This is a genomic window from Streptomyces sp. NPDC058051 (assembly GCF_042885475.1).
In the GTDB taxonomy this organism is placed as follows: domain Bacteria; phylum Actinomycetota; class Actinomycetes; order Streptomycetales; family Streptomycetaceae; genus Streptomyces.
Genome location: NZ_JBHVRW010000050.1, coordinates 1 through 23000, shown reverse-complemented (window position 1 = coordinate 23000; position 23000 = coordinate 1). Strand labels below are relative to the sequence as shown.

Below are 23000 nucleotides of genomic sequence, written 5' to 3'. Positions count from 1 at the left end.
GTGCAAGCGAACACCCGTGCTGCGCACGGGTGTTGCGCTCCCGCTCCGCGGGAGCGCTGGTGGGACGCTCCGCGTCCCACTCATCAAGCCTGCTTCGCAGCCTTGATGACGCTCCGTCCGCTGCGCTTCCGGAGCTGCGGGGCTTCGCCCCGCTGATCCTGGGCTTCGCTGCGCTCCGCCCTGGGCTGGCGGGTCCGCTGTGCTCCCCCGCCTCAAGGGCCCTTCCGGCTGCGCCTCCAGGACCCAGGGGCCCGCTTGCGCGGGCCTGGCTGGCCACGAAGAGCAGGTGTCGTTGTTCGTGTCGGGTTCTAGTGTAGTGGCTGCTCAGATAGATGCAGCATGTATTGTTGGCAGAAATCTGGGACACCTGCCAGTCACTCGGGAATCTCCCAAGTTCCGAGAGGATGGCCAGATGGCCGGTCACCAAGAATCTACCGAACCAGATCCCGCGCTGAGCAGCAATTCGATGCGCCGGGTGACGCAGTATCAGACGGCGGGTGTGAACGCCCAGTTGAGACTGTTCGCGCTCCTGGAGCGCCAGGCGTACCCGCGAGCGAGGCGGACGACCTGGTGGCCGGGGCGCAGTGCGAGGTGGTGGAGCTGGATGGCATGGCGCCGGCTTCTCAGGGTGTGCTGTGTTCGCGGACGGCTGGGACGAAGGCGTGATGGCGGTGAGCGAGGCCCTGAGGGGCGTCGCGGGCCGGGACTGGCCACGGCGCGGCGCCGGTCGGGCGGGGCGGCTGAGCTGGCCGTACATTTCGCGGACGTGAGGCAGCGTGAATGGGCGGACCTGGTGCGGCTGGAGGGGTTCGTCCGGGAGTCCGTGCTGCCGCGCACCCATCCGGACGCCACGGCGCGGCGCCGGGTGTTGGAGGTGCTGGGCGAGGCCGGCGGTCTACGGCGCGGAAGGTGAACAGCGACGAGGACTACATCCTCTGCACGCTCGAGTGTCGGGGCACTACGACCCTGACGACCAACCCCCTTCAAGGACGGAAAGCCCAGCCGGCACAGGGCGGGTGCGTCGACTGGAACGGCTCGGGTGCAGCTTGCATTCCGCACGCGGCCATCGAAGGACCACAGAAATAGGAATCGGGGAGGGCTTAGAAATGCTTTTGATTCCACTCAAGGAGCACCAGGTCGACCAGAAGTCGAGCTTTCGTAACTGGGTCGGATTTCCTGCAAGATCATTCGTGCCTCCGGAAGGGGCACGTGCGATGGGTGTGTCCGCGACCGGGTCCGGTAAGACGATCACCACCGCTGCGTGCGCTCTGGAGTACTTCCCGGGAGGACGGATCCTCGTCATGGTGCCCACGCTGGACCTGATCGTGCAGAGTGCCCAGTCCTGGCGGCGGGTCGGGCACCGCGCGCCGATGGTCGCGGTCTGCTCGGTGGACAAGGACGAGGTCCTGGAGCAGCTCGGGGTGCGCACGACCACCAATCCGATCCAGCTCGCGCTGTGGGCCGGGTCCGGGCCGGTGGTCGTGTTCGCCACGTACGCCTCGCTGGTGGACCGCGAGGACCCCGCCGATGTCTCTGGCCGTGGGACTGTTCCTGGGCCGTTGGAATCGGCTCTGACGGGCGGGGAGCGGCTGTACGGGCAGCGGATGGCTCCGTTTGACCTGGCCATTCTGGACGAGGGGCACGTGACGGCCGGGGATATGGGTCGGCCGTGGGCGGCGATCCACGACAACAGCCGGATCCCTGTCGACTTCCGGCTCTACCTGACCGCCACCCCGCGGATCCTCGCCGCGCCCCGGCCGCAGCGCGGACGGGACGGCCGAGAGCTGGTCATCGCGTCGATGGAGGACGACTCCAGCACCTACGGCACCCGGATTTTCGATCTTGGGCTGGCGGAGGCGGTAGAACGCTCGATCCTCGCCGGGTTCGAGATCGACGTGCTCGAGATCCGCGACCCCGCCCCGATCCTCGGCCTGTCCGAGGACGCGCTGCGCGGCCGGCGCATGGCCCTGCTCCAGGCCGCACTGCTGGAGCACGCGGCGCAGCAGAATCTGCACACCACCATGGTGTTCCACCAGCGTGTCGAAGAAGCCGCAGCGTTCGCCGAGCAGATGCCGGCGACGGCCGCCGAGCTGTACGCCGCTGAGGCTTCCGCGGCGGCGCTGGCCGGGGCGGAGGAGCTGCCCGCGTCGTCGATCGACGCAGAGCTGTACGAGCTGGAGGAGGGCCGTCACGTGCCTGCGGACCGTGTGTGGGCGGACTGGCTGTGCGGGGACCATCCCATCGCGCACCGGCGTGCAGTGATCCAGCGGTTCGCCAACGGCATCGACGCCCACAACCGGCGGGTGCACCGGGCGTTCCTCTCCTCGGTGCGCGCCCTCGGGGTCGGGGTCGATATCGCCGGACTGCGCGGGGTCGAGGCCGTGTGCATCGTCGGCTCGCGCAGCTCCCAGGTCGACATCGTCCAGAACATCGGACGCGCCCTGCGCCCCAACCCCGACGGCACAACCAAGACCGCACGGATCATCATCCCCGTGTTCCTCCAGCCCGGGGAGGACCCGAAGGACATGGTCGCCTCGGCCAGCTACCAGCCCCTGGTCGACATCCTCCAGGCCCTGCGCTCACACTCAGAACGCATGGTCGACCAGCTCGCCTCCCGCGCCCTGATCCGCGGCACCGAGCGGCGGCGCATCCACGTCCGCCCCTCACCCACGGCCGGGGCAGGGGCCGGACCGGAGAACGGGGACATGCCCGAGGAGACCAGCGAGGCGCAGCAGGAGGTCGACCGGGGCACCTCGGTCGTGGTCAACTTCGCCTCCCCCCGCGACGCCGCCGACATCGCCGCCCTCACCCGCTGCCGTGTCATCCGGCCCGAGTCCCTGGTATGGCTGGAGGGCTACCAGGCCCTGGTCCGGTGGCGTGCCGAGAACGAGATCACCGGCCTGTACGCCGTGCCGTACGACACCGAGACCGCAGTCGGCGTGACGAAGGACTACCCCCTGGGCAGATGGATCCACCAACAGCGCCGCACGCAGCGCGCAGGTGAACTCGACCCCCACCGCAAAGAACTGCTCGACGAAGCCGGGATGGTGTGGGAACCCGGCGACGAAGCCTGGGAGAACAAACTCGCCGCACTCCGCTCCTACCACCGGGCCACCGGAAACCTCGCACCCCGACAAGACGCGATGTGGGGCGAAGGCGAGGGAGACGGCCTTTTGCCGGTTGGGCAGCACCTGGCCAACCTCCGCCGCAAAGACGGCCTCGGCAAAGACCCGAAGCGGGCCGCCGCACGCGCGGAGCAGCTGGCGGAGATCGACCCGGACTGGAACTGCCCCTGGCCCCTCAACTGGCAACGCCACTACAAGGTCCTCGCCGACCTCGTCGACACCGAGGCCGACGGCGTCCTGCCCCACATCGACCCCGGCGTCACCTTCGACGGCGACGACATCGGACGATGGCTCCAGCAGCAGAAACAGCCCGGCGCCTGGACGCAGCTCCTCCCCGAACAGCAAGAGCGGCTGACCACGCTGGGCATCAAGCCCGTTGCGGCGCCGTCCACCGCTCCAGCGGCCACCCGCGCGACGAAGGGCCCGACCAAGGCACAGCAAGCATTCCAACGCGGACTGACAGCCCTCACACAATGGGTCGAACGGGAAGGCCAACGGCCTGTGCCGAGGGGGCACGCCGAGGAGATCTCGATCGACGGCGAGACGGAACCAGTGGCCGTCAAGCTCGGCGTATGGGTCTCCAACACCAAGACCCGACGCGACAAGCTCACTCCGGAGCAGCTCGGCGCGCTTCGGGGCCTGGGCGTGGAATGGGTGTGACACCGGAGCCCTGCCGGTGAGCCGGCGCGTACGAGGCCCTGGGCCTCTGTTCTCAGGGCCTCCTGTGTGATGTTCCGTGTCTTGTCCCTGGTGGGGGCGTTGTCCTCGGCAAAGCCATAGTGCTGGGACGAGCGGGAGCGAGCAGTGAGCTATTACGGCGGAGGCGGCCCTGACTGGCCGATGATCGGGGCGATGCGGCGGGCGGAGCGGGAAGCGTCGACAGCTCGTTCGGACACGGCGCGGTGGAGAGAGCGGGCGGAGGAACTGGCCGCGCTGGTCTACGAGATGGCTGACCGGGCCTGTCCGGCCCATACGGAAGGGGAATGCCAGTGCCGCAAGTGCTGGGAGACCCGCGTCGGGCGGATCTTCGGTGTCGGCGCTGTACCCCGGCCCGGGGCTGACGCTGGCGCAGGCCAGGCGGGTCAGTTTTGGGATCTCGTCAACAAGATCTCGCGTGAGGCTGAGGAGCGTCGCAGGCCGACCTGAGCGACTTGCGCAGTCTGGGCAGTTGCGGCCCCCTTCATGGCGTCGGATCTGTGCTGTTGGGCTGGCGTATGGGCCGGGCTGGTGCGTCACCCGGGCGGCTGCGTGTCGTTACCCGCTACGAGCGCTGAAGCGCTGTGGAGCTGTGGGAGGCACCGAGTGGTCACACTCAACATCGAGTGCATGTTGTTCGAGGTCGACGGGGTGTGGCACGAGGTGAAACTCGATGCCCCGCTGCCCGCGCTGACGGGAGTGAGCGGGACGGGCAAGAGCACGATGCTGGAAGTGGTGTGGTGGACGCTGGCGGTGGAGAGCGCGAGGCTGATGGACGCTGCGGCGTTGTGCAGTCGCGTCGGGTTCGTCGCCCGGATCGGCGGGGAGCGATGGCAGGTCACCCGCAGCACGGTGGACCGGAAGGAGGATGTGTCCTTCGCCCAGGGCACGCTGAGCCTCCCGGAACATCACCCGGTCAAGCGCAGTGATTCCCGCCGGTCGACAGCCGATTACTTCCAGGATCTCCTCGGCATTCCCCGGCTGGGCGCGGGTCGTACGCGCGTGACGCTGGACCTGCTGGTGCCGTGGCTCTATGCGCGCCAGCGTGATCTGCCGAACGACTACCTCGGCCGGCAGAGCAAGGAGCAGCGAACCGCGGTGGGGCGGGTGCTGCTGGGTGCTGATGACGAGACGGTCGATGCGCTGCGCCAGGAGTTCAGCGCCAGGAAGAAGGAATGGGGGCGGCGAAGAACCGGGTGAAGCGGATTCTGCGCGACCGTGAGGAGCGTGACCTGCCGTCCGTCGAGGACCTCCAGCGTCGTGGTGAGCAGTGGGCCGCGCAGCATGGACAGGAGGCCCTGAAGGCGCAGAAGGCCGGGGTGGATCTGAGTGATCTGCACAGCCGGCTCGCCGCGCTCCAGGCGAAGGCGTCTGTGGCGGAGGAGGCCCGGCGGGCCGTGCGCGTGGCCGCCGACGACCGGGAGCGTACGGCGCGGGTGCTGGAGGCGGCCGCTGCCGAGGCGAGGGGGCGCCTGGCCGGGTTACGGGAGGCCGCCACCGATCCGAGTCTGTGCCCCACGTGTGTACGGGCGCTCGATCTGACGGGGCTGTCGGAGGACGACTGTCCCGTGTGCCGGCGTTTCGACCCCGAGCGCCGTCAGCGTGCTGAGGAATTCGAGCGGCGGATGTCCCGGGCACAGCAGGCCGCTGAACAGTCGCGTGAGGCGGCCCAGCGTGCGGTGCGGGCGGCTGACGAGGCCCGTGGCCGGGTCAGTGACGCCGAGCGGGTCGTCGTGGAGGCGGCGGCCGCGGTGCGGGCGTTTGCTCAGGATGTGGTCGCGCCGCAGCAGCAGGTCGTGGTGGAGGCCGAGGCGGCGGTGCGGGAGCTGGCCGCGCGGCTGGAGCAGAACGCCGAGCACCTGCGCGAGGTCGCGGAGCTCACGGAACTGCGCGAGCGGCTGCCCCGGCTGGAGAAGGACAAGGAGACCGCGGAGGCCGCGTACACCGCCGCCCGGCAGGACACCGATCTGATGGTGAAGAAGGGAACCGACCGGTGGTCGCGTCATGCGCTGCGCCGGATGCAGGCGTGTGACCCGGAGGTCCACACGGTCTCCATCAGTCCGGAGGACTTCTCCGTCACGATCAACGGGAAGTCGTTCGACTCGCGGGTCGTCGCCGGGCACGGGATGACCCGCGCGAACGTCAGTGTCCTGCTGGCTCTGCGCGATGCCGCCCGGGAAGTTCCGGCGATGCCGGTGCCGCAGTTCCTGATCGTGGACGGCCCGTTCACCAGCCTGGGCGAGGGCCCGGAGGACCAGCGAAGCGGCAACGCGCTCCTCGACGGTCTCACCGACCTCGCCGCCGTCGAGGACCCCTCAGGCGCCGGCGGACAGGTCATCATCGCCTGCAACGAACTCCCCGGTACCCCGGGACCGGCGGTTCGGGAGATCCGTACCGGCCTGGCCGGCGGTGTGATCCCGGGCCTGCCCCCGCGCGAGACCACCACGGTGTAGGTGGCGGTGTCGGGATTGGATGCCTTGTGTGGCATCGGCACGGTTCGGACCGCCCTCCGAGCGGCAGGGCTACGGAGACGGCTACTGACCGCTCCCCCGCCGGTTGTTCGCCCTCGGATGTTCGTGAAGACCTGCAACGCCGGGGTGCAACACGCGGGCCGCCCCGGCTTGCTCGGGCGTTCCCGCAGGTCAGGTGTGAAACGCGGGCCCGTTGCGCTCGTGTTGCGCGGCGATGTTGCGCCTGGTGTTGCTGACCTGTGACAGCGAAGTTGGGACGGCTGCCACTGAAGTTGGGCCGACGGCTGTCCGTGTCAGCGAAGATGGACCACTGCCCAGTTTGTGTCAGCGAAGATGGGCCATTGGTTGTCGGTCGGTCAGTCGCAGCGTGCTCGCTTCTTGCAACTGCTGGTGCACCATCTGCGGGCCTGGAGAGACGGATGGGTGGGCGGGGGGATGAGCTTCCCGCAGAAGCCGCACGTGCCCTCCCCGCTGCCCGTCAATGTCCGGCCCCGGCTGGGGGAAAGCACCGTTCACTACGTCCAGCGTCTCGCCCACGCGAACCACCTCAAACCGACCCACCTTCTGAACATGCTCAACGGCCCTCTCGGGGCAAGGTCCGCCACAGCCGTGGACATCGGCAGACTGGCCACCCTCAGCGCACGCTCCACGACCACGCTCATGAACACCCTGGCGGACATCGGTCCGCCGGTGCTGCCGGTCAACACCCAGTCGGCTATCCGGCTGGCCCGACTCGTCACCCAGAAGTCCCGCCGCCGAAGCTCCAACATCGTCGGCCAGATCAAGCACGAAGCCCTCAGGAACAAGGGCAGCCTGCGCCAGATCGCCGACGCGTGGGGACTGCCGCGCTGGCTCATCAAGAAGATCCTCAGCCCGACGTTCCCCGACATGAACCCGATCATCATCGGCAGGACAACCCACCTCTCCGACGAGCACCACTCCTTGATCGCCGCCCTCTACCACCAGGGCGCGACGCCCGGCCAGGCATGGCGCGACCTCGTCGACAACCACGACACCTGGATCACGAGCGCCGTCGTCCTGCGGCAGTTCCGCGCATTCGGCCCAGAGCGAGGGGACGTCATCCCCTCGTGGCGAAGGAGATCTACACCACTCAAACTTCGATGACACGCTGATCCCTCTTGGCCGCAGAGTTGGCGATCTTGACCTGCCAGATGGTCGTGACGTCAGATGCGATGAGAAGTCGGCGACGAGATGGCCCCACCGCAGGGAGTTTGGCGTGATCATTGCAGAAGAGGATGTTTTCGACCCTGCCGAGATGCTGAGCCTCTACGACTCAGTCGACTGGGAGGGCTACACCGCTGACGTCGACAAGCTCTGCCGCGGTCTGCGGAACTCTCACCTGGTCATCACCGCGAGAAATGAGTCGGGAACGCTCCTCGGACTGGCCAGGACCGTCTCCGACGATGAGCACATCTGCTACGTCCAGGACGTCGTGGTCAACCCCGCTTACCACCGCCGTGGTGTCGGTCGATCTCTGGTCGAACACCTCATGCGGCGTTACTCCCACTGCCGGTTCTTCCTTCTGTCCACCGACCACGAGTCGTCGCCGGAGGGCAAACGCAACCACGCGTTCTACCGGAGCCTGGGCTTCCTGTCCTACGAAGAGAAGGAGATGGCGGGCTTCGGCCTGCCCAGGAACCGCCCTGACCTACGCGAGATGCCGCCTCGCTGACCGCCCGGCACCCAACCACAGCTCACAGATCCACGCAGTGGCCCCGCCTTCAGCGGGGCCACTGCTGCAACCATCTCGCATCGCTCAAACTTCGATGGCACACGCTCAAACTTCGGTGGCACAGGACACTGGTGTTGCAGGGCGGCCGAAGTGGCCGGAAGCCCTGCATACCCCCAACCCGCGCTGACACACTCGTCACTTCTGGATCACCGAACGTCCGACCTGCCACCGGATCCGCTCACGCGCCATACCCGTACAGGTCGTTCGCCGTCCGCTGGTGGGCCACGCCGATCGCTTCGGCGGCCTTGGTGCGCGAGGAGGTCTTGCGGGGGAAGGCGCCGCCGGTCACCCGGGCGGTGAGGGTCACCGGTCCCGGCGGGCGGGGCCCCTCCCCTTGCTTGTTCTGGTTCATAGGCCAGTACATCAGCGGGCAGACGGCACCGTGCGGCGTTCACGCTCCCGCACTCCCAAGGAGCGAATCACGGTGCCGGGCGTCAGGACGTGCCCTGCCGCCCGGTCGGGCTACCAGCAGCGCAGATCCTTGGTGAGTTCGCGGTGCCACTCGGTGCGTCGCGGCACGTACTCATCGGGTGCCGCACCGAGCGCGACGGCCTGGTCCGTGATCCCGTAGGTGACCCGGTAGGCCAGGACCTGGGTGGCATGGTCCATCCACTCTTGCGTCTTGTGCGCCGGCGGGACGGGACCGAGCACGGTCACGAACCACATGGGCAGAAGGGCGCGGTCACGGATCGCGTCGGCCAGGCGGCCGCGCAGCAGCCAGTTCAGCTTCCGCTCCGCCTTGTCGCCCTGCTCGATCAGCGACGCCTCTACCTGCCGCAGAGAGTCGTCCTGGGCCAGTGCGGCCCGCGCGGCCTGGGCAGTGCCGGCCAGCTTCTGAGCCCGCTGACCGTGGCTCTCGGCGAGGGTGCGGGACATGCCGAAGTCCATGACGGCCTGCTTGAACTCGCGGGACGTGCGCGGCTGACTGGCCAGGACGCCGGCGGCCTCCACCACCTTGTCTCGGTGCTCGTCGCGTTCTTCGACTGCCCCTTCGTAGTGGCGGATGTTGAGGCGGTGGGCCTCGCGCTGGTGTCCGGGGAGCAGGCCGGAGCGTACGTTCCAGCCGTGGTTCGCGGTCCTGGCCAGCTTCTGCCACTCCGGGTCGATGGTGTCGAGGTCGCAGAGCGCGTGACGCCACGGAGACAGGGGCCGGCCATACGGCCAAGGGCACGTCGTATCGACAGAGCTGGAGAAGGAAATTCTGGGTCAGCGAGGGTTCGTATGCCGGAAGATGCTTGAACAAAAGCGGGAGGGGATCCTATGACCAACGACTTCGACGCGCGACTGGCCGAGATTCTGGGCGCGGCTACGGAGAACGTCCGCCGGACGATGGCTGCATCAATCAGGCCGGCACCGAAGGTGGAACTTCCGGCGCCGGTGCGGGAGGCTCTGGCCAAGGCCATCGCGCCTCTGCAGCCAGTGCTGGAGCGCTTGAACACAATGATGCCGGAGAACTGGCAGGGCCAGCGCCTTGACTACAGGGACATGGTCCGGTTGATGCAGGAGGGCGTGCCCCTGGCGTGGGTGCCACCGGCTGACGTCATCCGGCTGCTGCTCTCAGCCGATGACGCCTCCTCCCGCTCGAAGGTCATCGACGACTGCCGGCCGGAGATCCTTATCTCCTGCCGTGAGGCCCTCTCAGCAGTCACGGACGAGCGGCTCACAGCGCAGCGGGAGCTGCTTGAGGAGTGCGCCCGAGCCATCGAGAACGGCACGTTCAGCAGCGCCCAAGCGCTTGCCGCGAACGTCTGGGACAACCTCATGCGCGGCATAGCCTTCGCCAACCCCGACTTGCTCACCAGCGACGGCCGCTGGAGCTACGGGCACATCAAGCGGAGCGCTCCCAGCGTCGAGGCCGAGGAGGATGCCACGATCGGGGAGTTCCGAAGGGCGGCCATATTCCTGCCCCTCCCCAAGACCCTGGAACAGTTCTTTCACCCCAAACCCGTGCCACGCAGCTTCAACCGGCACGCCACCGCCCACGCGACTGGCACCGCGCAGTACACCGTCCCCAACGCTATGACCGCGCTCATGCTCGCCGTCAGCGTCCTGCGTGAAATCGATGACCAGGCCTACGTCGTGCGGATCCACGCCTGAGAAGCGGCGTTCGTCCGACCAGCAGCGAGAGCAGCGGCGGGACCAACTGCGTCCAGGTCGCATTCCTCGACCAAGGCGTCGTGGCGCTGCGCGACTCGAAGAATCCCCACCAGACACCGCACCTGTTCAGCGACGCCGAGTACAACGCCTTCGTCGGCGGCATCGTCCGCGGCGAGCTCTGTCGCGGCTGAACCCGTACTTTCTGCGCGTCGCCCGGCCCCAGTCCACGGGGGCCGGCCGTCTCCGTGAGAAGAGTTCTCCCGTGTATACCTGCCCGGTGCTTATGCCAGCGATGTCGCGGGCAGCTGTCCGAGAGATCCCGGCGCGAGTTCGCCCTCGTCCATCCGAGCCGCCGACGCCCTGCGCCCACTGCGCGCCCCCGACGCGCCGAAGCTGGACGAGGACGACGACGGCGAGCCTGATTTAGTCGTGGCCGACCAGCGCGGTGATGAGCTTGCAGGCCCTGGCCTTGGTCAGCCGCTTCGCGGCCGTAGCGCAACGTTGCCGGGGAGTGCGCGGAGCGATGTCGCTGCCCTTGATCACCTTGGCGAACTCGGCGTCAAACCGCTCCTTGCCGACCTTCTCCGCGAGCGTGGTCAGGTACTTCACCTGTGCCTCGGTGGCCGGCTCGGTCTTCGCCTGTTTCCGCCGCTCCTGCGCAGGGGCGTAGATCTGCTTGTAGTGCTCCTTGCGGGCCGCCTCCGCCTCCGAGCTGCGGCAGGTGATCTGCACGCCCTCGAACCAGGTCTGGGTGCCCGGCTTGCCGGTCACCGCCTCCCACAGCGCGTCCGCCGTCAGCTTCCCCTCGTCGACGCCTTCGGTCAGACCTGGACCGACGAGCCCGTAGTGGCCGGTCTTGCCCCGCGGGATCACCGTGAACCCGGCCGGAACGGCATGGGCTTCGAGCCAGTCCCGGCCGCACCCGCAGTGCCGGGCGTGGTACCCGGCCCACTTCCGCTCCAGCGGCTCGTAGACGAGCCGGTCACCGTAGTACTTCGGATCTCTCGCGAACCCAGACACGGCTGGCAGTCTTCCACCCCCGGCCCAGGCAGAACAGCCCGCCGTCAACCGTGTGAGGAGCTGCAGCGGGGAGGAGACGCCTAATGGGTGATGGCCTTCCGTGATCGACACCTACTTCAATACGGCGGACATCGGCGATTTATGGGCCCGGAGTTCGGCTCTGTGAACGACCTGCGTCCTCCCCCTGGATCCTTCGCCAGAGCCTGCCACTCCCTCGCATCCCATGTGCTGGGTTCGCCAAGGAACATGTCGCGGCCGGGTCACCCGGCCGGTGGCGCGGTGTTCTCGGGCTCCGTCTCGCTGTGTGGCCTGACGGGAGCCGCCGGGCCGCACAGCGAGCCCGCCTGCTCCTGTCAGCGCCCGGCTGGTTCGGGGTAGCGCCGTGGCTGGTGGTCGAGCATCTGGCCATGCAGCTCGGCATCGAGGACGCGTCGGTGGTGAAGCGGTACACCGAGCGGCCGAAGACGGCGTACGAGCACGCGTGGGAGATCCGGAGCTGGACGAGGACGACGACGGAAGCGGTCAGGGGTGAGGGGCAGGTCCTGGTCGGCGGCGCACGGCCCCGGCTCAGGGTGACTGCGGGGTGTCGTGGCGCAGGCCGTCGAAGAGGAGGGCGGTGATCTGCCTTGCCTCGACCAACCAGCCCTGTGTGGCGCGCATTCCGCAGATGCCGCCCAGGGCGCGCAGCAGGGTGGAGCCTGTGACGTCGTCGCGGACGGTGCCGGCCGCGCTGCCGGCTTCGAGCAGCAGGGAGAGGGCGCCTGCCATACGGGTGCGTGCGTCGTCGAAGACCGGTGAGTCCGTCGCCATGATGCTCTCCAGCACACTGGACATGCCCTTGCCCACCGCCGCATGGTCCACCAGCAGCAGCAGGAAGCGCCGCAGCGCCTCCTCCGGGGTGTGCTGGTCCAGCAGGACGCCGGGCGCGGCGCACAGGTCGTCGACCTCTTTGCGGTAGACCTCCTCGATCAGGGCTTCGCGGGTTTCGAAGTGGCGGTAGAGCGTTCCGACGGCGACGCCGGCGCTGCGGGCGATGTCCTCGACGTGCGCGTCGGTGTCGCCGCCGAGGAATGCCTGGCGGGCCGCGGACAGCAGTGCCTCGCGGTTGCGTCGCGCGTCGGCGCGCAGGGGGCGTGGGGGCGGCAAGGGAACCTCCATAAGGTGAGTCCGGTTCCGTTTACGTGTACCGTTTCCGGAGTCAGGTTCATCTTACGGAGGAGACTTCCCATGCCGAACACCGACGAGGGCCTGGCTGGCCTGCGGGTGCTGGTCACCGGCGGCAGCCGGGGCCTGGGCGCGGCGACCGTGCGCCGCTTCGTCGCCGCGGGCGCGACCGTGCTGACGGCCTCCCGCAGCCGGCCCGAGGAGGACAGCGGCGCCACCTTCCTCGCGGCGGACCTCTCCACTAAACAGGGTGTCGTCGAACTAGGCTGCCGGGTGGTCGAGCAGGTGGGCGGAGTGGACGTGCTCGTGAACAACGCGGGCGCGGCGAGCGCCCCGGCACCGACCCTGAGCCGGTCGGACGAATCCTGGCAGACAGACCTGGAGATGAACCTCCTCAGCGCCGTGCGCCTGGACCGAGCCCTGGTGCCAGGAATGGTCGAGCGGGGCTCCGGCGTCGTCGTGCACGTCTCCTCGATCGCCAGCCAACTGCCCCAGCGCACCGAGGCGTCCTACGCCGCCGCCAAGGCCGCGCTCAACACCTACAGCCGCGAACTGGCCACCGAGGTCGGCGAGCACGGCGTGCGCGTGGTCTGCGTCCTTCCCGGCTTCATCGTCACCGACGGCGCCACCGCCCACCTGAAGCACATGGCCGACAAGCAGGGCATCACCACTGAAGAGGTCACCCAGCAGATCGTGGACCACCTGAAGGTTCCCATGGGACGCCCCGGAGATCCCGAGGACGTCGCCGAGATGATCGCCTTCCTCGCCTCCAACCGCGCGAAATGGCTCACCGGAGCACAGTTCCGCGTCGACGGCGGCATCATCCCGACCGTCTGAGCAACCACCGACAGCACGAACAGGACACCCCCATGCCCATCACCCTGACCTCCGTGATCATCGACGTCGCCAACATCGAGAAGGAGAGCAACTTCTGGCACCGGCTGCTCGGCGGCTCCCTCACCCCCACCCACCACTTCGTCCAGGCCCCCGGCCTCCCGGTACTCGTCGTCCAGTCCGCCCCCGGACACACCGCCCCGAACTGGCCGGACGGCACCTCCCAGCAGATGCACCTCGACTTCGGCGTCGACGACCTCGCAACCGCCGACCTCATGGCCACCGACGCCGGCGCCACCCGACTGCGCCCCACCGACGAAGTCACCCCGGAAACCCGTACCGGCAGCCGCATCTACGCCAGCCCGGCCGGACACCCCTTCTGCCTGCGCCCGGCCTGAGCCAGGCCGCCGGCCATGGAGAACTGGTGACAGTTGAATACGAGAGCCCACCAGTACCGAGGCCGGAGCCCTGCCCGGCCGTGCGATTACTGCGCACCAGAACCGTCGATCGTCCATCCGCGTCAGCGAGGTACCGGCGGCTCTCTACTACCGGTACCTCGCCTACGGCGGGTGATGAAGAGCGCGCTCGTCATCTGGTCAGTCAGAAACGACGAACATGCTGTTCTGCAGCGGACCGTCCTCGCCGTCGGCGCCGGCTTCTTCGACCCGAGCAGCACGCGGTCGGCCTGGTCCAGGACGTCGCGGGTCAGACCTCGAGGTACGCGACGACGACCGTGGTTATCTCGGGTTTGTGTGGAGTAGTTGCAGCTCAGGGCGTCGCTGCTGTGTGAGGGACGTTAGCCACGGTCCCGCTTCAAATAGGGTGACGGGGTGTCTCAGAGTCCTGATCAGCCGCTTCTGCCGTCTCGTCATCAAGTTGGCAGCCTTCGTGACTTCCTCCATGGAAGGACGTACTCGGCTGCCTCAGTCACCATCCGGCTCGACGGTGCACCGTCTCATGCTGCGGGCTCGCCTCTGGATGACGTGAGCAAGGTCTCCGATGCCCTGTATGAGGTTGTCGACGGTCTTGCCAGGCAGGTGCTGGACGCGGTTTTCTCCGGGCAGCCGAACGCTGAGGCGCGTGGCGCATGGGTCGCGCTCTTGCTGATCGCCCAGAACTGGCGGGACTCACCTGATCTGCCGGCAGAGTTGAAGACCATGGTTGATGAGGCCCTTCCACTCTGATGGGCGGCAACGCTGGATCGTCACCAGTCGAGCTCCGTCAGGTCATCGCTCCTGGTCTCCAGCTGCGCGGAGTCTGGCAGCGGCTTCAGCCGGTGTGTCGTAGTAGCCGGGGCGAGCCAGGAGGACCGAGCTGAAGTAGTAGCCCTGTTCTTCGTCGGGTTCGTCGTCCGCTTCGAAGGGGCGCCAGAAGCTGAGAAGAAGGTCTGGTGCGATGAAGGAGGCCGGGTCGTCCTCGGCCTCGGTGATCGTGGCGAGCCCTCGCAGCTGGGTGACCACCTCGGCAGCGGGCAGACCGAAGACATCGATGCCGCGGAACCGGACGATGTCCTGGCCGCTGGCGGGTCGGCCCAGCTCGATTGCTTCGAGCTTGCCGCGCGAGCAGTGAATGCTGACCATCAGGCCGCTTGGCCGGAAGACGAACCTGCCCAATTGGTCTGATTCCGAGATCGCTGAGGGATCGCGGAACGAGGCGAGCGCTTGGTCTGCCGCCTCGCGGGGCATGCCGATGACCAGGGCGCCGAGACCGGTGGGCGGCGTGAGTTCGAATTCCATGAGCGAATGATTCCAGAACCGATGATCGGCGGGATTCAGCGCTCTGGTGGCAACCGATTCTCGTTGCGGATCATGCGGCGGAGGCTTGTGCGGGCAGCTGCCAGGTCGTCCTCGAGCTCGGTGACTCGTTGCCGGAGCTGTGTGTTCTCTGTGGTCGCCTGCCGTTCCGCCGTGGAGAGTCGTAGGTTCTCCTCGGTGAGCTCGCTGATGCGATTGACCAGGTCGTGGTTGCCTAGCTGTTCGACCTGTTGGCCCAGATGAATGCGGGCTTGTTGCCGTAGCTGTCCGTTCTCGGTTCGGAGCTGTTTGATCTCCTGTCGGGCGAGAAGCAGGTCGGTCTGCTCGCTGGCGGTGGAGACCTTCCGCCCGCTCCGCTGGTCCTGGTGGCCTTGGGCAGCCTGTCGGGCTCGTGCCTGATCGATGCGTTCGCGCAGGCCAGGAGCATAGACGAGCCAGCTGGAGACGCCGGCTTCGCGGGCGACCGCGGCGAAGGTGATCCGGCGGTTGTCGCGGAGCATGTCCTGGACGGCCTTGAGGACGCGTCCCCGTTTGTCGGCACTGTCCCGTTGACGTGCGGCTTTGAGGATGTCTGCGGGTGTCCTGGAGGGCTTCTCGGATGTCTCAGCAGGCATCCGGGGCGTCCTTGCGGATCACGGTCAGCGGCAGCAGCTTGTGGTCCCGGGTCGCGCGAACCTTCCGCAGGACCGCGCTGGCATCCTCGATCTCCTCGCGTTCGTCCTGGGGGAGCTTGCTGAGCCGGTTGCGCATGGTGTCGGCGACGGTCGTGAAGGCGGTGATCTGGTCGGTGAGGTTGCGGACGACGAAGTCGTCGGCGTCCATGGCCGTGGCGGTCTCGCGGTCGGCCCGCAGGTCGTTGACGTGTTCCTCGATCGCGGGCAGATAGGACGGGTCGGGGCGATAGAAGCCGCAACCGGCGCATTGGAAGCGGATCGGGCAGGCTTTGCCGCCGGCCTTGACGTTGCTGGGCTCGCGGCAGTTGCCGAACGGGACGGCGACCGATTGCGCTTCGTAGTCGGTGGTGCTGGTGAACGGTGCCGGCCGTCCGGAACGGTCGATGGTGTGCTGCCGCATGGTCGTGATCGCTTCGCGTTTCCGCTTCAGGGACACCTGGTAGTACGACATCGTGGTGACGATCGACCGGTGGTCCATGAGCTCTTTGAGCACGTCAACGGGGACGCCGGCGTCGGCGTGACGCTGGGCATAGGCGTGCCGGAACGCGTAGAGGAAGATCAGCGAGCGGTCGAACGGCAGCCTGTTGCCGTGCTCGTCCAGTTCGTCGCTCAGCAGTACCGGGATGGCCGCGACCCAGTCCCGCATCGCGTTGGCCAGGTTGGACCCCATGTGCGCGATCCCGCTGCGGCCGGTGATCGACGGGAACAGGTACTTCTGGCTGCGGGAGGGAACCTCCAGCTCCCGTCGACGGGTCTGCCAGGTCCTGATCACCGCGGCGGTTTCGCGGGTGATCGGCAGCTTGCGGCCGTAGCGGCGCTTCTTGACGTTGTCCCAGATCAGGGTGTCTTCGTCCCCCCGGGTCTCCAGGCACTTCAGCCGCAGGCTGGCGACCTCGACGGGACGGCGGCCGGTATCACGCAGGACCAAGTAGGCCGTCTGCATCATCAGCTCGACGTCGGCCGGTTCCATCTCGCCGTAGGGGAAGCCGGCTCCCATCAGGGCGAGGTGGGCATCGAGCTGGGCGATGACGGGCTCAGGGACGGCTCGGCCGGCAGCATCCTCGCTCGTCTCCTCGGGCGGCAGGACCAGTGTCTTGTCCCGGTCGAAGCTGCCGGGCATGCCGGTCAGCATGTCCGTCTTGCGGCCGAAGTCGACGATCTCCATGAAGCTGCCGAACGACTGCTGGCGATGGTTCCGGCTGGCGAGTTCGTCATCGGTGGTGCGTCGGATGCGGCTCATCGCGGTGAAGACTGCCTGCATGTCGGCGAACCGCAGTTTCGTGTAGTCCTGGCCCCCGCCGGGCCGTGCATGCAGTGCATCGGAAGCGACGACGCAAGCAGCGAACACCTGCTTGAACTTGCCGCTGTCCAAGCTGACCGTGGTGGCCCACGTCTTGATCACTTCCCGGAGCCACGGCTGTCGGATGGCGGAAGCGTCGACCTGTCCCGGGCGGCTGCGGCGCCCGCCCAGCGCCGGGGACCGCAGATTCATCCAGCCCAGGTCCCAGGTGTCGGCATCGGTGGGCGCCAGGCCGCGGAACGACAGAGAGGCTCGGCGCAGACTTCGGACGGTCTCGCGGATCAAGGCCGCGAGGTTGTGGTGCTGGTAGATCCCTTCGATGAAGGACGCGACGTCCACCGTCAGCAGGCTCGGGACGCCCTCCAGCCGACGGGTCAGATGGCGGGTGGCCATCGGCTCGATGATGCCGCCGCGGGCATCCCGTTGCTGCAGTGCGTAGAGAAGCTCCCAGCGGACAGGGTCCTCCAGGTCCCGCAGGGTGAACTGGTGGGTGAGCAGACGTGTGGCCACTTGCCGGGCCCATTGCTCGGGGTCGCGGGTCGCGCCCGCCCTCTTGTCACGGTCCCACCGCTGGACGTGCGTGCCGCAGAGTCCCGCGACTACTCGCTGGTTGAAGCAGCCCCGGACGATGCAGGTCGGCCTTGCTTCCAGCGGCTCCGCAGTGGTGACAGCCAGCCATTCCTCGACTGTGGTTTCCGGATCCGGGCGCCGGCGCCAACGCGAGTAGTGGGTGCGGCAGATCTTGCCGCTGTAGGCCGGCCGTTCGCATCTGCCGGAGGGACCTTCCAGAGCGCATGGCTCGCGTTCGGACCCCCATTTCGTGCGGATCCGTCGGGGCCGCTGGTAGGTGGCGACGAACTCTTCCCGGCTCAGCGTGCTGGTCCTGTGAGCATCCAGGCAATGTCGGCAGAGCAGGTTGCGGGAGGGCATCACCGTCCAGCACGAGGTGGTGGCGCACTTCGAGGCCGAGGTGCGCGGGTTGTCCACGTCGCCGTCGAAGAACCATGCCTGCTGGGACCACTCGCCCGGCCGCCAGAGAGGATCGACCTGCTCCTGCAGCCAGCTCGTCCAGGCCGTCAGGTCGAGGGGAACGACGTCGGAGTGCGGCTCCGCTGTGATCGGGGCGGGACTGGTCACGAGCGCCTCCCTGCTGCCACCAGCTCGACTGCCGCCCGCTTGTCCGCGTCACTGGCGTGCAGGTAAGGAGTCAGCGAGGACCGGGAGACGTGCCCCATCAGGTCCTGGACCACGTCCTCGTCGACGCCGGCGCGGACCCAGGCCGTGGCCGCCCCGTGCCGCAGCATGTGCGGACGGGCGGTGAGCTGGGTCTTCTTCGCCAGCCGGTCGAAGAGCTCCTTCGCCGTGCCATAGCGCATCGGTCGCCCGAGCGGGGCGTGGAAGAGGTTCACGAAGACCATGTCGCAGTCGGCCGCCTCGGGGACCTCGTCCCGTTCGAGCTGATAGTCCGCATAGAGCCCGGCGAGGTCCTCGGTGACCGGGATGACCCGGGCGAAGCGGGACTTGGCCAGGGCTCCGTTGGCGTTGTTCGCCCGCCTCCGGACATGAATGTGCGGGCCTTCCACCCGGCATCCGAGCATCCGTGAGTCGCTGAGCAGGTGCATGTCCTGACGGCGTAGTCCCAGTGCCTCGCTGATCCGCTCTCCCGTGCAGCCGAGCAGGGCGATCAGGAACCGGTCGCGGGCCCGCGTCGCGACCTGGAACAGCTGGTCAGCCTCCTCCGGAGGCAGATACTCCACGGCCTCTTCGGACGGCTCAGGCAGCTTGAGGATCTTCGTCCTCACGGTGCGGAACTGGCCGTCCTCGCCTGCATCCTTGCCCGGCGGAAGCCAGCTCAGGTACTTCGGTTCCGACAGCCGGCCCACAAGCTCCGCGTCCACCCACTCATTGCGCGAGCAGAACCGCAAGAACTCGCAGACCCCGGTCATCACCGCGTTCGCGGACTTCTCCATCCGGAAGCGCGGCGGGGACGACAGCCGCGGGCTGCGTGGAGGTAGCGGCTCGTCCACCAGCCAACGCAGGAACCGGGCCAGGTCGAGCAGCGTAATCGACTTCCAGTCGAGGCCACGTTCGGAGCACCAGGTCAGCAGCAGAGCGGAACGGATGCCGTACGCCTTCTCGGTGTTGAACGACCGACCCATGTCCCGCAACGAAGCCAGGAACAGGCAGGACTCATGGTGAAGCCGGTACGACTCATCGACCACGACCCACAGCGGGCGCCCGTCGACTGGGGACTCAGCGCATGCAGCACGGAACTTCATGACACCGATGACTGACCGTCAAGACGTGCCTCACAACCAGCAGATATCTCACAGTCACACGGACTGATGAGCCCATGTGCCTCACACAACGAGGGCCAGATCAGGACCGCAGATAACCACGGTCCGCAGAGCCGTCACCCAGTACAGGAGCCGTACGCGCTCGATGTCGTCTGTGTACTGGCGCAGCCGGGGGCCGGCGGCGGTGCCGGGGATCGGCTCGCCGACGTCGGGGTCGACGGAGATGACGACCAGGGCGCGGTCCAGGGCGTGGATGTCCGCCTCGTTGGTCAGGCTCTCCAGCTGCTTCGCGGCGGAGTCGGAGAACGCGATCCGGGCGCGGCGCGGGCCGTGCGGTGCGGGCATCAGGCGACGGCCGGGCGCTGGGCGGCGAGCCGGGCGAGGTGGGACTCGCGCAGTTCCTCCCACGGCGTGCATTCCTCTACCGCGGGCAGCCCGTTGGCGGCGATGTCCTCCAGTACGGCGGCGAGCTGGTCGGCGCTCTCACGGGTCCGGGCCGCGTACGCGCGCAGTCCGTCGGCGGCGTCGGGCTCCAGCTGCTGCCGGGCGGCGGGGGCCGGCTGTTCGCTCATCGAGGGCCTCCAGGGCGCGAACGGGCGTGTGTCACCACAGTATCGGCCGCACGGCGGCCGTGGGACCGCTCCGCTTCACTCGGGCACGGAGGGGGCGGCCGCGGCTCCTTCGTCCTTGGCGCACAAGGGTTCGCCGGAGCACTTCCCTCCGAGGCCGGGATCGGCGCAGGTGCACTCCGGCTCGCGCTCCGTGACCTGCGTGATGCGGTAGAGGCCCGGGGCCATCTTGCCGATGCGCAGCTTCTGGACCTTCGCTGTGGCTTCTTGGATCGAGGCGGCGTGGGTGGTGTAGATCAGGGTGGTAGCGCCGGGGTAGAACGGGTCGGTGCACCGTGCCACGACCTGGTAGTCGTGCTTCATCTGAGATTCCACGCGGTCGCTACGCCGAGGACCTGTCCGGCGCATCATGCATGTCCGATTCGTTCAAGAGGACGGTAGCCGCGGTCCGTTACCGTCACCGCCATGAACAACATCGGCGAGGAATCACTTCACCTCAGTACTTATATTGACCGCACCGTCAACGATGTATACGACTATGCCTCGGACCCGGCCAACCTGCCCGCGTGGGCCCATGGCCTGGGAGAATCCATCGAGAAGATCGAAGACCGTTGGGTCGCGGAGTTCTCCCCCATGGGACGGGTCGTGATCACCTTCGCGCCGCGTAACGAGCTGGGCGTGCTCGACCACGACGTCACGCTGCCCTCCGGGGAGACCGTCTACAACCCGGTCCGAGTGATCGTCAGCGGCGCAAGGAGCGAAGTGGTGTTCACCCTCCGTCGCCGGCCGGAGATGAGCGACGCCGAGTTCGAGCGTGATGCCGGCACGGTCGCCGCCGACCTGGCCCGGCTCAAGGATCTGATGGAGTCCGAGTGAGGCCCTCCTCCGGTCCCAGCGGATCCACGTGATCGCCGCGGAACCGGATGGTTGGCAGGTCATGGGCGGGGAGAGCTGACGCATGACGCCACCCGGAGTACTCCACCCCGAACTAGACAGGAAGCGTGAGATGACAGACGACGTAAGAGCCATCGCACAGCGCATGTATGAGGCATTCAATGCCCGTGACCTCACCGCGGCGAAGACGATCTTCTCCGGCGACTTCGTGAGCCACCCGATGGGGACTGTTGGCGTCGACAGCATTGTGAAGGCGTGGAGCGGGCTCCACGCCATGTTCCCGGACATCCAGGTCATCGTCGAGGACATGCTCGTGGATGCAGACAAAGCCGCAGTCCGTACGAGCCTGAACGGCATCCCGGGGGGAGTTGAGGAACAGGCTCTCCCCTCGATGATGGAGATCTTCCGGGTACAGGACGGCCGCATCTCCGAGCTGTGGGGCCTATCTTCACTCAGCCGCCCCGGGCGCTGAACTCAGCGTTCAGCCTCCACCCTCGGTTCACGCGTTGAGCAGAGAGCCGGGTTTTCGCTGTTCGGCGGACAGCAGAGCGGCCGTGGGTGATCAGGTGCGGGATGATCTCGGCATGCGTGGTGGGGAGGGTCTGTTTGGCTTCGTTCACGTGAAGTGGTTCTGGCTCACTTTCCGTGGAGGGCTGACTGAGTGTGATGTCAGCGGTATGTGGTGGGATGGCCGGACTCTGCTGCCGTGACCTGCTGGGAGACCACCTTCATGCCCGTGTACTCGTCTCTGACTCACGCCCTGACCGCGGCTTTGGTCGATGTCCTGTGGTTCATCGAGGGCAGTGAAGACGAGCAGATGGATCCGGACGACGCTGTCAAGGTCCTGGAGGGTGTCGCCCACCTGGTCAGCAAGCTGTCGAGCGACCAACGGAGCGAACTGATCGGTCTGCTCGGGACGATGGCCGAAGCCGAGTCCGACCCCGCGCGGCGGGAGTTCCTGGAAGGGTTTCCGGAAGGCTTCGGGCTCCTCGATGATGCGGTCTGACCTGTGCTTCACGTGTAGAGCAGGACGCGCTTGCGGAGGAGATGGAAGCCAGCTCGGCCGAACATCTGGCGTTTGAGCATCTTGATTCGGTTGACGTGTCCTTCAATAACACCGGAACTCCAGGGCAGGGTGAGGCCAGCGATGACGGCGTCGCGGTCTCGGTCGATGCCTGCGGCGAGGCTGTGGAGGCTGGGCAGGTCGTCCTGGCGGCCGGCGTCGATCCACCGCGGGAGCCGTTCGCCCTGGCGCTCCGTGAGCATCCGGGCGAAGGACCGCCGTGACCGGCGAGTGCGTCGAGCTCGGGACACTCGGCCAACACGGCCTTGAGTCGAAGCTGTTCGAGCTCGGTGAGGGTTTCCGGACGGCTGAGAATCCATCGGGTCACCACCCGGGGTGCTGGCGGCCGTGCGGTGACCGGACGGGGTGAGGTGCGCTTCTTCCTGATGTAGGCGCTGACGATGCCATAGCGGCCCTGGTAGCCGAGTGGGATTATCTCCTCCCAGAGCTTCCAGGCGTTGGTACAGCCTTCGTCCCAGCGCTCGTCAAGGTTGGGCTTGTACTCGTCAAGGGCGGAGGTCCGGTTGTACTGCCACTGGCCGCGGAAGAGGTCTTCGGGTCTCGCGGCGTCGGCAAGGCTTTTGACGGTGCGGTGGGTCATGTGGAGCTGGCGGCCGATCGCCCGGCGGCTGTGGCCGGCTTCCAGCATCGCGTGGATGGTGGCGTGCCTGGCCCGGATGCGGTTGGCGAACCGCTGGCTCTGCCACGACGAGTCCGGTGTCTCCTTGGGGGTCTCCTCGGCCCTCTGACCGTCTGCTGTCCCACGCCTACGCGCAGCGCCAGATCGCGTTGCGACCAACCGCGGGACGCACGCGCGGCCTTCAGCCACACCGGAAAATCCTCCATTCAAAAAAGTTACGCATGGCCTACGTGACATTCAAGAGGAAGGTGCGAAGGATCTGCCGCCTGTCAGATCTGAGCCGGTCGCACCGACCGTGGAAACCAGCACACAACGTGGCGAATCGACCACGGGAGTGGGCCGCCATCACTCCCCTGAGCCGGATCAGCAGGCTCCAGATCTCCGTCAGCTACGCGAGCAAGGTCATCGGCCTCGAAAGATTCACCGCGAACGCAGCCGGGCTGTCGTCACGACCGCAGACAGCAGACAGCAGACAGCAGAGCCAAGCACGGCCCACCCTCCGCCCATGTCGCCACGGACAAAACAAACGTCCCTCACACTCCCCCACCTCTAGATAAGAGCTCGTAACACGATCATGAGCGGGCTTTCTTGAGGCGTCTGTAGCAGATGAGGCTGCAGGCGAGGGAGACGAAGGCGTCGTGGAGTTCGG

General features: G+C 67.5%; 27 protein-coding genes and 1 pseudogene. 15 read left to right on the top strand and 13 right to left on the bottom strand.

Annotation, left to right across the window (positions count from 1 at the left end; translation table 11 throughout):
• Positions 1-766 precede the first annotated feature (766 nt).
• From ACFVUT_RS37050 to ACFVUT_RS37025, 6 genes are all read left to right on the top strand, one after another.
• Positions 767-913 (top strand): hypothetical protein, encoded by a 147-nt coding sequence (locus ACFVUT_RS37050; protein ID WP_389660841.1) that lies wholly within the window; start codon positions 767-769, stop codon positions 911-913.
• Between the two features lie 193 nt (positions 914-1106).
• Positions 1107-3785: a Helicase associated domain protein gene (locus tag ACFVUT_RS37045; RefSeq protein ID WP_389660843.1), complete on the top strand. Its 2679-nt coding sequence runs from the start codon at positions 1107-1109 to the stop codon at positions 3783-3785.
• A gap of 666 nt (positions 3786-4451) precedes the next feature.
• On the top strand, positions 4452-5021 hold the full coding sequence (locus ACFVUT_RS37040; protein ID WP_389660845.1) for a hypothetical protein: 570 nt from the start codon (positions 4452-4454) through the stop codon (positions 5019-5021).
• Complete coding sequence (locus ACFVUT_RS37035; protein WP_389660847.1) at positions 4997-6274, top strand: hypothetical protein; 1278 nt, start codon at positions 4997-4999, stop codon at positions 6272-6274. Before ACFVUT_RS37040 ends, ACFVUT_RS37035 begins: the two co-directional genes overlap by 25 nt.
• A gap of 453 nt (positions 6275-6727) precedes the next feature.
• Positions 6728-7417: a hypothetical protein gene (locus tag ACFVUT_RS37030; RefSeq protein WP_389660849.1), complete on the top strand. Its 690-nt coding sequence runs from the start codon at positions 6728-6730 to the stop codon at positions 7415-7417.
• Positions 7418-7529: 112 nt separating this feature from the next.
• Positions 7530-7985, top strand: a complete 456-nt coding sequence (locus ACFVUT_RS37025; RefSeq protein ID WP_389660851.1) for a GNAT family N-acetyltransferase — start codon at positions 7530-7532, stop codon at positions 7983-7985.
• A 238-nt stretch (positions 7986-8223) separates the two neighbouring features.
• Here the strand turns inward: ACFVUT_RS37025 and ACFVUT_RS37020 are convergent, their stop codons facing one another.
• Together ACFVUT_RS37020 and ACFVUT_RS37015 are read right to left on the bottom strand one after the other, a co-directional pair.
• Complete coding sequence (locus ACFVUT_RS37020; RefSeq protein WP_389660853.1) at positions 8224-8397, bottom strand: hypothetical protein; 174 nt, start codon at positions 8395-8397, stop codon at positions 8224-8226.
• A 110-nt stretch (positions 8398-8507) separates the two neighbouring features.
• Positions 8508-8999, bottom strand: a complete 492-nt coding sequence (locus ACFVUT_RS37015; protein WP_389660855.1) for a hypothetical protein — start codon at positions 8997-8999, stop codon at positions 8508-8510.
• A gap of 306 nt (positions 9000-9305) precedes the next feature.
• Here ACFVUT_RS37015 and ACFVUT_RS37010 point away from each other — a divergent pair, with 306 nt between their 5' ends.
• Both ACFVUT_RS37010 and ACFVUT_RS37005 read left to right on the top strand, forming a co-directional pair.
• Positions 9306-10142, top strand: a complete 837-nt coding sequence (locus ACFVUT_RS37010; protein WP_389660857.1) for a hypothetical protein — start codon at positions 9306-9308, stop codon at positions 10140-10142.
• A complete protein-coding gene (locus tag ACFVUT_RS37005) occupies positions 10139-10333 on the top strand; it encodes a DUF397 domain-containing protein (protein ID WP_389660888.1) in 195 nt (64 codons plus the stop codon). Before ACFVUT_RS37010 ends, ACFVUT_RS37005 begins: the two co-directional genes overlap by 4 nt.
• A gap of 232 nt (positions 10334-10565) precedes the next feature.
• Here the strand turns inward: ACFVUT_RS37005 and ACFVUT_RS37000 are convergent, their stop codons facing one another.
• Entirely contained in the window at positions 10566-11162 is a 597-nt protein-coding gene (locus ACFVUT_RS37000; protein ID WP_389660859.1) for a hypothetical protein, read from the bottom strand.
• Between the two features lie 377 nt (positions 11163-11539).
• Here ACFVUT_RS37000 and ACFVUT_RS36995 point away from each other — a divergent pair.
• Positions 11540-11726 (top strand): annotated as a pseudogene (locus ACFVUT_RS36995) (DUF4158 domain-containing protein); the annotation flags it as partial.
• A gap of 3 nt (positions 11727-11729) precedes the next feature.
• On the opposite strand, the gene ACFVUT_RS36990 reads toward ACFVUT_RS36995, so the two are convergent.
• Positions 11730-12308, bottom strand: a complete 579-nt coding sequence (locus ACFVUT_RS36990) for a TetR/AcrR family transcriptional regulator (protein ID WP_389660861.1) — start codon at positions 12306-12308, stop codon at positions 11730-11732.
• A gap of 81 nt (positions 12309-12389) precedes the next feature.
• Here ACFVUT_RS36990 and ACFVUT_RS36985 point away from each other — a divergent pair, with 81 nt between their 5' ends.
• The 3 genes from ACFVUT_RS36985 to ACFVUT_RS36975 all read left to right on the top strand — a co-directional run bounded on the left by ACFVUT_RS36985 (position 12390) and on the right by ACFVUT_RS36975 (position 14344).
• Complete coding sequence (locus tag ACFVUT_RS36985) at positions 12390-13163, top strand: SDR family oxidoreductase (RefSeq protein WP_389660863.1); 774 nt, start codon at positions 12390-12392, stop codon at positions 13161-13163.
• 32 nt (positions 13164-13195) lie between these two features.
• Positions 13196-13558 (top strand): VOC family protein, encoded by a 363-nt coding sequence (locus tag ACFVUT_RS36980; RefSeq protein ID WP_389660865.1) that lies wholly within the window; start codon positions 13196-13198, stop codon positions 13556-13558.
• Positions 13559-14143: 585 nt separating this feature from the next.
• Complete coding sequence (locus tag ACFVUT_RS36975; protein ID WP_193512687.1) at positions 14144-14344, top strand: hypothetical protein; 201 nt, start codon at positions 14144-14146, stop codon at positions 14342-14344.
• A gap of 42 nt (positions 14345-14386) precedes the next feature.
• Here ACFVUT_RS36975 and ACFVUT_RS36970 read toward each other — a convergent pair whose 3' ends face one another.
• The 7 genes from ACFVUT_RS36970 to ACFVUT_RS36940 form a co-directional block, all read right to left on the bottom strand.
• Complete coding sequence (locus tag ACFVUT_RS36970; RefSeq protein WP_389660868.1) at positions 14387-14896, bottom strand: hypothetical protein; 510 nt, start codon at positions 14894-14896, stop codon at positions 14387-14389.
• A gap of 35 nt (positions 14897-14931) precedes the next feature.
• Entirely contained in the window at positions 14932-15528 is a 597-nt protein-coding gene (locus tag ACFVUT_RS36965) for a DUF6262 family protein (protein ID WP_266653362.1), read from the bottom strand.
• Positions 15518-18025, bottom strand: coding sequence for a tyrosine-type recombinase/integrase (locus tag ACFVUT_RS36960; RefSeq protein ID WP_389660870.1), 2508 nt, complete (start codon positions 18023-18025; stop codon positions 15518-15520). The genes ACFVUT_RS36965 and ACFVUT_RS36960 overlap by 11 nt, the downstream gene beginning before the upstream one ends.
• Complete coding sequence (locus ACFVUT_RS36955) at positions 18022-19047, bottom strand: tyrosine-type recombinase/integrase (protein ID WP_389660872.1); 1026 nt, start codon at positions 19045-19047, stop codon at positions 18022-18024. Before ACFVUT_RS36955 ends, ACFVUT_RS36960 begins: the two co-directional genes overlap by 4 nt.
• 201 nt (positions 19048-19248) lie before the next feature.
• Entirely contained in the window at positions 19249-19530 is a 282-nt protein-coding gene (locus ACFVUT_RS36950; protein WP_389660874.1) for a hypothetical protein, read from the bottom strand.
• Positions 19530-19757, bottom strand: a complete 228-nt coding sequence (locus tag ACFVUT_RS36945) for a hypothetical protein (protein ID WP_389660876.1) — start codon at positions 19755-19757, stop codon at positions 19530-19532. The genes ACFVUT_RS36950 and ACFVUT_RS36945 overlap by 1 nt, the downstream gene beginning before the upstream one ends.
• A gap of 75 nt (positions 19758-19832) precedes the next feature.
• The gene (locus ACFVUT_RS36940) at positions 19833-20117 is read right to left on the bottom strand and encodes a hypothetical protein (RefSeq protein WP_389660878.1); all 285 of its coding nucleotides are present in this window, start codon (positions 20115-20117) and stop codon (positions 19833-19835) included.
• 102 nt (positions 20118-20219) lie between these two features.
• Between ACFVUT_RS36940 and ACFVUT_RS36935 the strand changes: the two genes are divergently transcribed.
• The 3 genes from ACFVUT_RS36935 to ACFVUT_RS36925 all read left to right on the top strand — a co-directional run bounded on the left by ACFVUT_RS36935 (position 20220) and on the right by ACFVUT_RS36925 (position 21654).
• Positions 20220-20630, top strand: a complete 411-nt coding sequence (locus ACFVUT_RS36935) for an SRPBCC family protein (protein WP_389660880.1) — start codon at positions 20220-20222, stop codon at positions 20628-20630.
• 130 nt (positions 20631-20760) lie between these two features.
• Positions 20761-21120, top strand: a complete 360-nt coding sequence (locus tag ACFVUT_RS36930) for an ester cyclase (protein ID WP_389660882.1) — start codon at positions 20761-20763, stop codon at positions 21118-21120.
• A 234-nt stretch (positions 21121-21354) separates the two neighbouring features.
• Positions 21355-21654: a hypothetical protein gene (locus tag ACFVUT_RS36925; protein ID WP_389660884.1), complete on the top strand. Its 300-nt coding sequence runs from the start codon at positions 21355-21357 to the stop codon at positions 21652-21654.
• Between the two features lie 8 nt (positions 21655-21662).
• Here the strand turns inward: ACFVUT_RS36925 and ACFVUT_RS36920 are convergent, their stop codons facing one another.
• Together ACFVUT_RS36920 and ACFVUT_RS36915 are read right to left on the bottom strand one after the other, a co-directional pair.
• Entirely contained in the window at positions 21663-21914 is a 252-nt protein-coding gene (locus ACFVUT_RS36920) for a transposase (RefSeq protein WP_389671135.1), read from the bottom strand.
• A gap of 394 nt (positions 21915-22308) precedes the next feature.
• Positions 22309-22557 (bottom strand): multiprotein-bridging factor 1 family protein, encoded by a 249-nt coding sequence (locus ACFVUT_RS36915; protein WP_389671133.1) that lies wholly within the window; start codon positions 22555-22557, stop codon positions 22309-22311.
• Positions 22558-23000: the final 443 nt, after the last annotated feature.